Below are 12,347 nucleotides of genomic sequence, written 5' to 3'. Positions count from 1 at the left end.
ATGAATGTTCTCACTTACTTAATTTTTTGTATCACCTCTATGATTTTACTCATATTTTTGTGGGGATACCTCAGGATCTGACCCCATTTTTAGAGCCAAGGCTCTGACCCTGTTAACTTTTTAAATCAATACGCTGGTGGATGTTGTGCCATTCTTCCGGGAATTTACCCTGCAGCACATAAGAGAAGGCAATCAGCTCGGCTATGATGATGTATAACTCTTTGGGAATGTCTGTGCCCAGTTCTATCCGCTGCAGTACTTTGACCAGCTCTTCGTCTTCATGCACTAAGACGCCATGTTCTCTGGCGGTGGCTATAATATCCTGCGCCAGTTCACCATGGCCTTTGGCTACTATTTGTGGCGCATTTTTACCATCATAAGCCAGCGCCACAGCACTGGCGTCTGTGTCGAATGGATGGGGTGTTTTTGTCTGATCGTTCATTGCTATCCTCTACACCCGAATTGCCAGCAAGCTGGTGGTTTTGGGCATTAAACTGTCCGGGATCTTGCCTAACTGACAATGGGCTTCTGTGACTTCTATACCCTGAGCTTTGCATCTGTCCTTTAACAGTGGCAGGTATTTTTCGGCCAATAATTGTAGAGCCTGAGTGTCGGTGTAGAGCTGCAGCGCCAGTGAAGTGCCAGATAATTTGCTGATCGCCAGCAGTTGTCCCAGTGGCTTTAAATCAAACTTCATTGATAGTTGCCAGGCCACAGCTTTACCTTTGCCTTTTTCCTGTTCTTCGTCCTGCTGGGTAATAGCGATTTGGCAGAAGTCTGAAACCTGTTGATTCTGAATAGGCAAAGTTAAGAAAATTTGCTGCATTGAGTCTTTGCTTTGCTGTTCCAGCGTGGATAACTGCGCATGTTGCAGCGACGAACTTTGGCTGGACAGTTGTTTTAATAACTGACTGCTTTGAGTTTGATCGAGCTGAGCAACAAACTCTTTGAGCTTATGCTCTTTGTTTGGCCCTCTGTCGTTTTGCGGCACACTTTGGCCCAAACGGCCCAGCAATAACTGAATAGCCACTGCCAAAGTACCGGCTGCGGTTTGTGGCATAGTGACGTTTTGCAGCGGGCTAAACTGCAATAGAGCCTGCAATTGGGTTGGTAGTTGCGCCAGGCCTGATAATTTACTGGCGTCGGGCTGACTTTGTCGCACCAGTTGCAATATGGCTTTGACGGGTTCAGGCAGATCCGGCGCTTCGGCCAGATTATCCCATTCAGGATTTAGCATAGGCAGAAGTTGCCGCCAGGCCTGATTCAGCACACCAGGTTCCACTATTATTTTGGCAACTTTAACCGCTTCGCTCGCTGTGGTGCTCGCCTGGTTTTGTTCCGCTTTGGCGTTCTGCAGTTGCAGCACTTTGGGTTGCTGCTCTATCAGTATGGTTTTCTGTTCAGGAATAGCTTTTAGTTGCAACTGTCCTTGTGGTGTTAACTGCAGCTGATACTGCGGATCGGCCAGTTGTTGTTTAGTGGCAGCAGGTAAAGGCAGTTGTTTTAACTCGTTTAAACTTAGCACTGTACCGTTGGCGGCATTGGTCAGCTGCGGCAGTACCAAAGGTAAAATTCGCTGCTGCACCGCAGGGGACAGCGGAATGATTTGCGGCGCCGCTGCCTGGAGGCCGGCTTTTGTAGCAGCTGTCTGCGCTGGCTGAGTTGTCGGGGAGGGCGTAGCCAAAGCGGGCTTGTTGTTCGCTGCTGTATCTTTGAGCGGTATGGTCACTAATTCGGTTTTAGTTTGAGTCGCAACTGGTCGCTCTGAACTTTGGCTGAGTAGTGTTTTTGGTAACACCAGGCTTAACTGGCCGGCTTTGAGTTGCAGTTTAGCATCCAGCCATTGACTGGCCGGCAAGCTTTGCAACTGTGCAGGTAAAGGCAACTGAACTTTTTGTTGTCCCAATTGCACTATTAACTGCTGGTCCTGGCGTTGGATTTGAACCTGAACTTGCCAGTTTTTAGTGGCTTCAGTGCTGGTTTGTGTTTGCAACTGCGCTGTGAGTTGTGAGGACAATTGCGTATTGAGCTGAGTGATCAGCTGTTGTAATTGGGGTTGTGTCAGTTGCACCGGCATAGGTGGTGGGCCGTTTTGACTGAGCTTTAGCTGCAACTGACCCGATAAGGCCTGACTGAGCTGCACCATCAGTTGGCCCTGCAGTGCTGGTAAATTGAGTTTGGCATCCTGGATCAGGACCAGACCGGCCGGGGTTTGTAGCTTGAGCTGGCCCATACCGTCTCTGCCAATATTTAACAGCGCCTGATAGTTATGTTCTTCCAGTAACACAGCTGCGGGCACAGACCCTTTGTTCAGGCTGTTTAACGCGTTATCTAGTGTGATCTGGTTCACTGGTTTTGCTGTCCATTGGTAATAATTAGGTGCAAGGCCATAGGGTTATCGGCCATTGTGGCTTTGATCTGAAACATTAATATCTAAAGTTTCAAGGTTATAGCTCATTCGTATTCTATTACCAATATGCTAAGATGCCGCGACTTTTTTTGGGAGTTTGCCCTTTGTCGATAATTTTGGCCGCCGAAGCATTAAGCTGTGTCCGTCAGGACAGAGTGTTATTTGAAAACTTAAATTTTCAGTTAAGTGCAGGGCAAGTGCTTTATATACAAGGAAAAAACGGTGCCGGTAAAAGTTCGCTATTGCGACTGCTGGCGGGTTTAACTTTGCCTGAAGACGGTCAGATTTTATTCCATGGTAAACCTCTTTTTGCCCAGCCTGAGCTTTATGCTGAACAATTACTTTTTATCGGCCACCAAAGTGGTATACACCCGCAACTGACGGCCCTGCAAAATCTGGCTTTCTGGTCGGCACTGACCGATCAACAGCTTGCCGACCCTTACCAGTTGCTGGGTTCCTTAGGCTTGGCCGGTCTGGAAGATATTCCTTGTTTTATGCTCTCTGCCGGCCAGCAGCGCCGGGTGTCTCTGGCACGTTTATGGTTTACCAATAAACCGGTGTGGATTTTGGACGAACCCTTTACTTCATTGGATCAGCAGCTGATTGCCAGACTTGAACAACATTTTTTACAGCATCTTGCCGCTGGTGGCGTCATAGTGCTGACCAGTCATCAGAGCTTGTCTGCGGCTTATCCAGAGCTGAAGAGCCTTGAACTGGAGTACAGATGGTGATGTGGCGTGCTTTGGTTCAACGAGAATTACAGCTGTTAGGTCGGCAAAAAGCCGACTGGCTGAACCCATTGGTGTTCTTTTTATTGGTACTAAGCTTGTTTCCGCTTGGTATTGGCCCTGAACCCGGTATGCTAAAACAAATAGCGCCAGGCCTGGTGTGGATAGCAGCACTATTAAGTGTGTTGCTATCTGCTGAACGTTTGTTTAAAGATGACTATCGTTTTGGCGTGATAGAGCAGTTAGTCGCCGGACGCCAGGGTTTATTTAGTTATGTGACTGCAAAAATTTGCTGTCACTGGTTATCCACTGGTGTGCCTTTGGTGCTGGTGTCGCCGTTAATCGCTGTGCTGTTGGGGCTGGATTGGCAAAGCTGGCAGGTGTTAGTAGTGACCCTATTGTTGGGTACGCCCGTATTAAGTTTATTAAGTGTACTTGGTGCAGCTCTGACAATGGCCGCTGATAAAGGCGGGATATTGCAGGCACTGATTATTTTACCTTTGTACATTCCACTGCTGATTTTTGCCAGTGGAGCTATGGAAGCCGCGGCTACTGCTTTGCCTTACACAGGCCAGTTGGCTGTATTATTAGCTTTTTTATTATTTGCCTTAGCGCTGGTGCCTCTGGCCGTGCGTCAGGCTCTGAGAATGAATGTGGGGTAGTATGTTCCGTTGGTTAGATCCTTACGCCAAACCTGAAACTTTATACCATCTGTGTGGCCGCTTATTGCCTTATCTGATGGTTCTGGCTGTATTTACTCTGTTGCTGGGCAATATCTGGGGTCTGGCTTTTAGTCCGGCAGATTATCAGCAGGGCGACAGCTACCGCATTATTTATATTCACGTACCTTCCGCTATTTGGTCTATGGGCGCATACAGCAGTATGGCTATTGCTGCTTTTATAGGGCTGGTCTGGCAAATCCGGGTGGCACAATGGGCTGTATTGGCCATAGCACCCATAGGTGCTGTTTATACGGCAATCGCCTTATTTACCGGCGCCGCCTGGGGTAAGCCGATGTGGGGAACCTGGTGGGTCTGGGATGCGCGTTTAACTTCTGAGTTAGTGCTGCTGTTTTTATATTTAGGTGTGATTGCTTTATCAGGCGCATTTTCAGAAGCAGCCCGAGGCATCAAAGTAGCTTCTTTGCTGGCGATAGTTGGCGTAGTGAATTTACCTATTATTCACTTCTCGGTGGAGTGGTGGAATACGCTGCATCAGGGCGCTACTATCACCAAGTTCGCTAAGCCGTCGATAGACCCATCGATGTTATGGCCTTTGCTCATCAGTATTTTAGGTTTCGCCTTGTTGCTGGCAGCCTTAACCTGCTTACGCTTGCGCAGTCAGATCCTTATTTTTGAACAGCACAGACCCTGGGTTCGCCAGTTACTTGATTCAAAAGCGGATTCAACTCAGAAGGAGCAGAACTGATGGCGTTTAATTCCTGGACAGAATTTTGGGCTATGGGCGGTTACGCGCTTTTTGTCTGGTTATCTTTTGGAACTACGTACGCATTAATGCTGGGGCTGTGGTGGTACAGCAAAAGGCAACATAAACAAATACAACAACAAATCTGCGCCAAAGCAGCGCGGGAGCAACGGGTGCGGCAACATCAGGAGAGTGAGAAGTAGATGAATCCGAGACGTCAGAAACGCTTAGCGGCCGTAGTGGCCTTTGTGTTGTTGTTAGGTGGGGCCATAGGCGCGATGTTGTATGCGTTACAGCAAAATATTGATTTATTTTACACGCCAAGCCAGTTGATTGAAGGCATGGGGGATGACAAGGTTAAACCACAAATAGGCCAGCGCCTGCGTATTGGTGGTATGGTGGTAAAAGGTTCAGTACGTCGTGACCCGAATTCGCTGAAAGTCAGCTTTGATCTGGTCGACACTGGCCCATTAGTCACGGTGGAATACGAAGGTATATTGCCGGATCTGTTCCGGGAAGGGCAGGGCATAGTAGCGCAAGGCGTACTAGTTGATGAGAAGACCATATTGGCCTCTGAAGTGTTAGCCAAACACGATGAAGAATATATGCCCCCGGAAGTAGCGGAAGCCGTCAAAGGCATTAAACATGTCGCACCCAAAAACATGCAGTCCTACGGTCAACCTGACACTGCAGAACCCAAATCAGCAACGCCAGAACAGGGCAAACCAGCAGGTCAACAGCCATGATTGCAGAATATGGTCAACTGGCGCTGACTTTTGCGCTTTGTATTTCGCTGGCTTTAGCTATAGTGCCCTTGTATGGCAGCTTTAAAGGTCATCAAACTGCATTGCAACTGGGCAATCCACTGTCTTATGCATTATTTTTACTGACGGCTTTTTCGTTCTGGGCTTTGTCCTATGCCTTTTGGGTGAACGATTTTACCGTAGTTTATGTCGCCACCAACTCTAACTCCTTATTGCCATGGTATTACCGTTTAACTGCGGTTTGGGGTGGCCATGAAGGGTCGATGTTGTTGTGGTTGCTCACCTTGTCCGGTTGGATAGCGGCTGTTGCCATGTTCTCCCGTAGTTTGCCCCTTCAGTTCCAGGGCCGGATCTTAGGCGTCATGGGCTTAGTGGCCGTTGGTTTTTATGCCTTCGTGCTTTTTATGTCTAATCCTTTTGAGCGCAGCCTGCCGTATTTCCCTGTTGATGGCCGTGACCTAAATCCACTGTTGCAAGACTTTGGCATGATTATCCATCCGCCTATGTTGTATATGGGCTATGTCGGCTTTTCAGTGTCATTTGCTTTTGCGATAGCGGCTTTAATGGGCGGGAAATTTGACAGCACCTGGGCGCGTTGGGCGAGACCCTGGACCTTAGCCGCCTGGTTGTTTTTAACCCTGGGTATTATGCTCGGCAGTTGGTGGGCTTATAACGAACTGGGCTGGGGCGGCTGGTGGTTCTGGGACCCGGTCGAAAATGCGTCCTTTATGCCCTGGCTGGTTGGTACTGCGCTTATTCACTCTTTAGCAGTGACTGAAAAACGTGGCACTTTTAAATCCTGGACTGTACTGCTGGCGATAGCTGCCTTTTCGTTAAGTCTATTAGGCGCCTTTTTAGTGCGTTCAGGCGTGTTGGTGTCTGTGCATTCTTTTGCAGCAGACCCAAGCCGTGGTTTGTATTTACTGGCGTTTTTACTGGTGGTGGTTGGCGGTTCTTTGCTGCTGTATGCGCTTAGGATGAACTCGGTCCGCAGTCAGGCCCGTTATGAGTTGTTTTCCCGCGAAGTGCTGCTGTGGGGTAATAATATCTTCCTGTTAACTGCTACTTTGGTGGTGCTGTTGGGGACTTTATTCCCGCTGGTGCACAAAGAGCTGGGGTTAGGTTCTATCTCTATAGGCGAGCCGTTTTTTAACCAGTTGTTTTACTACCTGGTGATCCCTTTTGCCTTGTTGTTGGGTTTAGGTCCTTGGGTGCGCTGGAAACAACAACAAGTGCAGCCACTGTTAAAACCTATGAGTTTAATCGCCATCGCCACCTTAATTCTGGCTTTGGGTACTTTAGCGGCGCTGCAAAGTATTCAGGCGAATTTGGCTTTGCTTGGTTTGTTGTTGGGTGCCTGGGTTGGTTCGTCCGCTATTTTTGAATTGTTGCAACGACTGCAGCAGTTTGGTTCTGTCAAACAAGGTTTAACCAAGCTCAATGCCAGTCATTTTGGTATGACGCTGGCGCATATAGGTTTTGCTGTGCTGGTGATAGGCGTGGCTATGACCAAAACCTACAGTGTAGAAACACAAGTCAGGATGAAAGCCGGTGAGCAGGTAGAACTGGCGGGTTATCAGTTTAGGCTGGTGGAAGTCTATCCACTGAATGGTCCTAACTATAAAGGCGAAGCGGCTGAGCTGGATGTCAGCTACAAAGGCGACTATGTCACGCATTTACATGCTGAGAAACGCTTTTACACTGTGCAGCGCAGCGTAATGACTGAAGCTGCGGTGCATGCCCGTTTAAGCCGTGACTTGTATGTAGCCTTGGGTGAATCGTTGAATGATGACAGCTGGGCTTTAAGTTTATATGTGAAGCCTTTTGTGCGCTGGATTTGGTTAGGCGGTTTGCTGATGGCGTTGGGAGGCCTGATCGCTTTGTGTGATAAACGCTACCGCCGTCGGTCGGCCGAGCCAAAAGCAACCTCTGAACCAAAGGAGACAGCTGATGCGTAAACTGGCGTTTTTTATCCCATTTGCACTCTTTATTGGTCTGTCGGTGTTTTTATTCAGTGGATTATTCTCCAACCCTATGGAGCGTGAATCTTCGGTGCTGGACCAGCCATTACCAGCTTTTGCTCTGCCGGATTTGCAGCAGCCGGAAAAAATCTGGACGCCGGACAGTGTCAAAGGCAAGCCGTTTTTACTCAATGTCTGGGGCACCTGGTGCGTGACCTGTAATGCCGAGCTGGCCTATTTAACGGAGCTGCGCGAACAAGGTGTGATGATTGTTGGTTTGTATTATCAGCAACCGACAGATGCTGCTTTTGGTGAGGTGTTTGACCTTGCGGCTTTACAGCAGGAAGTCGCACTGAAGCTGGAACAACAGGGGAATCCCTATCAGTGGAATATTCTGGATAAAGACCGCACCCTTATTTTTGATTTAGGGGTAACAGGTGCGCCAGAAACTTTCCTGATTGATGCTCAGGGTGTTATTCGGTTGCATCATATAGGTGACATTAACCCACAAGTCTGGCAGCAAAAGCTGGCGGCGGCTTATCAGAATATGCAGGAGTAAGGTATGAAATACTTTTTTCTCAGCCTGCTGTTGCTGACAGGCTCAGTTCAGGCGACTCAGGTCTTAATAGAGTTTAAAAGCCCGGAGCAACAAGCGTTATTCAAAGAGCTGACCCATGAGTTACGTTGCCCAAAATGTCAGAACCAGAATATTGCCGATTCCAATGCGGTAGTGGCCGTGGATATGCGCCATAAAACCCTGGAGCTGGTACAGCAGGGCCAAACCAAACAACAAGTGCTGGATTATATGAAAAGCCGTTATGGTGATTTTGTGCATTACCAGCCACCACTGAATAAATTCACACTGATTTTATGGTTACTGCCAGCTCTGATGGTGTTGGGGCTAATACTGCTGTTGTTAGCTCGTCGTAAAGCAGACCACGCTGAGCTGGTTGACGAGGCTGTGACAGAGTCACAGGGACAACTGGAGCAGCAACTGGACCACCTGATTGAGCAGTACAGGAGAAAAAGCTGATGCTGATGTCGTTAAGTTTTGCCGCAGCTTTGATGCTGGTGCTTATTTTAGTTTTATTATTGTTCTTCCGTCGTAAAGGCGTCGAAGTGCAGTTAAGCCCCCTGGTACAGTTTGAAGATAAACTGATGTTGTTATCTCAAGCCCGTGACAATGGTGAATTAGCTGAGCAAGACTTCGTGCTGGCTGCCACTGAACTCAAGGCTCAGTACCTGCAATCACAGCAAGTTCAGCAGTCTGCCGCGCGGCCGGCAACGGCTTGGGTGCTGGCGACTACGGCTTTCATTCTGGTTGGTACTCTGGCGTTATACAGCCAGACCGGGCATTTTACTCAATTACAAAACTGGCAAACTGCTCAGCAACAGTTACCAACCTATGGTGAGCGGGCGCTGTTAAATCAGGGTGAACCTTTAACAGAACAAGAAATTGAACTCTTTGCTTTGGCTCTGCGCACCAAGATCAGCAAAGAGGGGGATGATGCCGTCGCCTGGTTTGTGATTGGCCGTATCTGGTTGTCTAAAGGCATGCTGGATGATGCGATTGAAGCGTTTGAGAAAGCTTTGGCTTTAACACCAAACCGGGTCAATGTATTGATCAGTTACAGTCAGGCTTTACTGGTTGGCAGTGGTGAAGAGAATCTGGCCAAGGCGGCCCTGAGCCTGTCCAAAGTACTGCAACAGGAACCTGAGAATGCTGACGCCTTGTCGATGTTAGCTATGGTTGCTGAAGAGCGGGGTGATAAAGAGCAAGCTCAGCAAGCCTGGCAATTGTTATTGCCGAAGCTGGATAAAACTGATCCACGTTATGCGCTGGTACAGCAAAAACTAGGCCTGACTTCAACGCCGGAACAGGGGGCAGAGTCTGCTGCTATAGTGTCAGGGCGTCAGGTGTCAGTACAACTGAGCATTAGCCCAGAGCTGGCGGAGAAATACAAAACCGGTACTTTGTTTGTATTTGCCAAAGCTGTAGATGGACCTCCTTTACCTTTGGCAGTGCAAAAGCTGGCAGTGTTTAACGGCACTCAGACTATAGAACTGAGTGAAGCTCAAGCCATGCAACCTGGCTGGACATTAGCCAATGCTGAGCGTATTCAGATCAGTGCTCGTTTGTCCTTGTCAGGGCAGGTTCTGAATGACGAAAATGGACCACAAGTGCAGTCAGATGTATTGAGTTTTAGCGAGCCGAAACTCAGTCTGAGCCTGAGTTTGCAGCCTTAACTCAGACTGAAGCTGCAAGAGAAAAAACTGTAAAACTGTTGATTAAATAAGCAAAAGGTCATGCTCTGGCCTTTTGCTGTGTCCTTCTGTCCCTTTGCCTCTTTTCATTTGATGCCCAATAGGCTATAACACGGCAACTTTGAGAAGTCTGTCCGGTGTTTGGGCCTGCCATTTTTGGTCTGCATCTGTCAGTCAATGACCTTCAACCATAATTACAATAAACCCACAATCTAGGATCACGTTATGAATCAACCTCCAGCTTCGGGGACTTTATTTGGTCATCCGAAAGGACTCTTCCTGCTCTTTTCCACAGAAATGTGGGAACGCTTTTCCTATTACGGAATGCGCGCTTTACTTATTCTGACTTTAGTCGCTGCCACAGAATCTAGTAACCCTGGTTTTGGCCTGAGCCATGGCGATGCCTTATTGTTGTATGGTTACTATACAGGTCTGGTTTATGCCGCGACTTTGTTTGGTGGTTTGATAGCCGACAACCTGTTGGGGCAACGTAAGTCTATTATTTTGGGTGGCGCTTTAATGGCCATTGGTCAGTACACTTTGTTTGCTGCCACACCACACAGCATGTCGCTGTTTTATGTAGGTTTAGGTTTTATCATCGCCGGTAACGGCTTATTTAAACCAAATATCTCTGCCATAGTAGGTGACTTGTATCCGCAAGGTGATGCCCGTCGCGATGGCGGTTTTACCATTTTCTATATGGGTATTAACCTGGGAGCTTTTATTGCGCCTTTAGTGACGTCTTCTTTAGGTGAAAGCGATGCCTTCGGCTGGCGTTATGGTTATTTAGCGGCTGGTATTGGTATGACCCTGTCTGTGGTGATCCAATTATTGTTTGCACAAAAGTACCTGGGTGATTTAGGTAAAGTTCCGGGCCGTATTTTGTCCCGCAGTTCTGCAGGTACGCCAACACCTCTGACCAAAATTGAATTTGATCGTCTGCGTGTAGTGTTGTTCCTGTTTATTTTCGTCACTATGTTCTGGTTGGCTTTTGAACAGGCTGGTGGCCTGATGAGCTTGTTTGCTTCTGAACATACCGACCGTATGGTTGGCACTTTTGAAGTTCCTGCCGGTTGGTTCCAGTCGTTAAACCCACTGTTTATTTTAATGTTTGCCCCTGTGTTTGCCTGGTTATGGGTAAAACTGAATGCGATGAATAAACAGCCTGACGCACCTATCAAAATTTTATTTGGTATGTTGTTAACCTCTATCGGTTTCCTATTCCTGATCGTTGGTGTATTTGAGATGCAGGTAAATCCTTCAGCGAAATCCAGCATGATGTGGTTAACTTTGGCTTTCTTATTCCATACCTTAGGTGAGCTCTGTATTTCTCCTGTAGGTTTGTCATTAATGACTAAATTGGCTCCGGTCAAACTGGCGTCCCTTATTATGGGTGTCTGGTTCCTGATGCCTGCGGTGGCTCATTATCTGGCAGGTTTTGTTGGTGCTTATTCAGACACGGCGGGCGATAACCCGGCAGTGGTTGAATTTGCCGCATCCTTTGGTGTACAGGCCGCACACGCTGGTTTACTGGTTGTGTTTGGTGGTATAGCTGTGGCACTGGTGGTATTTGCTGTGGTGCTATGGATCTTGTCCGGTACTTTAGTACGCTGGATGCATGGCGCAGAGCGCGCGCAAAGCTAAGTACTGCGAATAGCAAAAAAGGCCAGACGGAACATCCTCTGGCCTTTTTCTTTTCCGAGGGGAATAAAAAAATGAAGTTTATCTGTTTACTAGTCAGCTGTTTAAGTTTTCAGCTTGTATCTGCAGGTCTGGAGTGGCAGAGAAAAGCGGATTTGTTGTTGCCTGTACAGGAGATTTACCCGGTTGTGTTTCGGGGCGAAATTTATGTGGCCGGTGGCCTGAGTTCTGAGTTACCAAAGATAGAAGGTCAAATGACAGCTAAGGTACAGATCTACAATCCAACTACAAATCAATGGCGTTTTGGCCCCGCTTTGCCAGAAGGGCGTCATCATGGTCAATTGGTGGCTGTAGCTGACCAATTGTATTTGTTTGGCGGCTTTGTTCAGGCCAAGGGCGGCAACTGGAGCGCCAGTGCTGATGTCTTGCGTTTAGACCAGCACCAGGCCTGGACAAAGGTAGCGACTTTACCTGCGCCTTTAAGCGAAACTATAAGCTGGGTGTGGGCAGACAAAGTACATCTGGTGTCAGGTCGTGCTCCTGCTACCACTGCAAATGCACAGTGGCAGGATCAGACTGATGTGGCCATCCATTGGGTATTTGATGTGAAAAGCCTGAGCACAACAGAAGCTGCAGCTTTGCCAGAAGCAAAAAACAGTGCTGCAGGTCTGCAGCTGAAGGGACGTGGTTATCTGTTTGGCGGGCGGCAGGTGAAAGGGAGCAATTCCGACCAGGTGTATAGCTTTGACGAAAAAAGCCAACTTTGGCTGACTCAAAAAGCTATGCCCCAGGCTCAGGCCGGGTTAGCGGCCGCAGCGCTGCAGCAGCAAATTTTACTCTTTGGTGGTGAGTTTTTTCAGCAGGGCGGAGGTGTGTTCACTAAGGTGTGGTCTTATTCGCCTGAAGATAATAACTGGCAGCAACAAGGCGAAATGCCGGTGCCGCGCCATGGCTTAGGGGCCGTTACATTGAATGATGCTGTTTATGTCATAGGTGGCGCTACAGAAGCTGGTTTAAAGCAGACCAGCGCTGTGCTGGAAAAAGTCTCCCTAAAGCAATAATAAAAATGGGGTCAGATCCTGAGGTATCCCCACAAAAATATGAGTAAAATCATAGAGGTGATACAAAAAATTAAGTAAGTGAGAACATTCAT

General features: G+C 48.1%; 13 protein-coding genes. 11 read left to right on the top strand and 2 right to left on the bottom strand.

What is annotated here, in order from left to right:
- Window positions 1-112: 112 nt before the first annotated feature.
- Window positions 113-442, bottom strand: coding sequence for an EscU/YscU/HrcU family type III secretion system export apparatus switch protein (locus tag LDL40_RS18365; RefSeq protein WP_300996938.1), 330 nt, complete (start codon window positions 440-442; stop codon window positions 113-115).
- 9 nt (window positions 443-451) lie between these two features.
- Window positions 452-2,350 (bottom strand): hypothetical protein, encoded by a 1,899-nt coding sequence (locus tag LDL40_RS18360; RefSeq protein WP_300996936.1) that lies wholly within the window; start codon window positions 2,348-2,350, stop codon window positions 452-454.
- 164 nt (window positions 2,351-2,514) lie between these two features.
- Here LDL40_RS18360 and ccmA point away from each other — a divergent pair, with 164 nt between their 5' ends.
- From ccmA to LDL40_RS18305, 11 genes are all read left to right on the top strand, one after another.
- Window positions 2,515-3,141 carry a cytochrome c biogenesis heme-transporting ATPase CcmA gene (gene ccmA / locus LDL40_RS18355; protein WP_300996934.1) on the top strand — a complete coding sequence of 209 codons (627 nt, stop codon included), beginning with the start codon at window positions 2,515-2,517 and terminating at the stop codon, window positions 3,139-3,141.
- Window positions 3,135-3,800 carry a heme exporter protein CcmB gene (gene ccmB, locus LDL40_RS18350; RefSeq protein WP_300996933.1) on the top strand — a complete coding sequence of 222 codons (666 nt, stop codon included), beginning with the start codon at window positions 3,135-3,137 and terminating at the stop codon, window positions 3,798-3,800. The genes ccmA and ccmB overlap by 7 nt, the downstream gene beginning before the upstream one ends.
- Before the next feature lies 1 nt (window position 3,801).
- On the top strand, window positions 3,802-4,566 hold the full coding sequence (locus LDL40_RS18345) for a heme ABC transporter permease (RefSeq protein WP_300996932.1): 765 nt from the start codon (window positions 3,802-3,804) through the stop codon (window positions 4,564-4,566).
- On the top strand, window positions 4,566-4,766 hold the full coding sequence (ccmD, locus tag LDL40_RS18340; protein ID WP_300996931.1) for a heme exporter protein CcmD: 201 nt from the start codon (window positions 4,566-4,568) through the stop codon (window positions 4,764-4,766). Before LDL40_RS18345 ends, ccmD begins: the two co-directional genes overlap by 1 nt.
- Window positions 4,767-5,309 (top strand): cytochrome c maturation protein CcmE, encoded by a 543-nt coding sequence (ccmE, locus tag LDL40_RS18335; protein WP_300996930.1) that lies wholly within the window; start codon window positions 4,767-4,769, stop codon window positions 5,307-5,309. It abuts the gene before it with no gap.
- Window positions 5,306-7,285, top strand: coding sequence for a heme lyase CcmF/NrfE family subunit (locus LDL40_RS18330; protein WP_300996929.1), 1,980 nt, complete (start codon window positions 5,306-5,308; stop codon window positions 7,283-7,285). Before ccmE ends, LDL40_RS18330 begins: the two co-directional genes overlap by 4 nt.
- Window positions 7,278-7,847: a DsbE family thiol:disulfide interchange protein gene (locus tag LDL40_RS18325; protein WP_300996927.1), complete on the top strand. Its 570-nt coding sequence runs from the start codon at window positions 7,278-7,280 to the stop codon at window positions 7,845-7,847. Before LDL40_RS18330 ends, LDL40_RS18325 begins: the two co-directional genes overlap by 8 nt.
- 3 nt (window positions 7,848-7,850) lie before the next feature.
- Complete coding sequence (locus LDL40_RS18320; RefSeq protein ID WP_300996926.1) at window positions 7,851-8,321, top strand: cytochrome c-type biogenesis protein; 471 nt, start codon at window positions 7,851-7,853, stop codon at window positions 8,319-8,321.
- Window positions 8,321-9,535 (top strand): c-type cytochrome biogenesis protein CcmI, encoded by a 1,215-nt coding sequence (ccmI, locus tag LDL40_RS18315; RefSeq protein WP_300996925.1) that lies wholly within the window; start codon window positions 8,321-8,323, stop codon window positions 9,533-9,535. The genes LDL40_RS18320 and ccmI overlap by 1 nt, the downstream gene beginning before the upstream one ends.
- Window positions 9,536-9,778: 243 nt before the next feature.
- Window positions 9,779-11,197, top strand: a complete 1,419-nt coding sequence (locus LDL40_RS18310; protein WP_300996924.1) for a peptide MFS transporter — start codon at window positions 9,779-9,781, stop codon at window positions 11,195-11,197.
- Between the two features lie 71 nt (window positions 11,198-11,268).
- Entirely contained in the window at window positions 11,269-12,255 is a 987-nt protein-coding gene (locus LDL40_RS18305; RefSeq protein ID WP_300996923.1) for a kelch repeat-containing protein, read from the top strand.
- Window positions 12,256-12,347 lie beyond the last annotated feature (92 nt).

It is taken from the genome of Rheinheimera sp. (genome assembly GCF_020217005.1).
Classification (GTDB): Bacteria; Pseudomonadota; Gammaproteobacteria; order Enterobacterales; family Alteromonadaceae; genus Pararheinheimera.
Note: the sequence above shows the minus strand (reverse complement) of the source record. Positions and strands in the feature narration are given on the sequence as shown.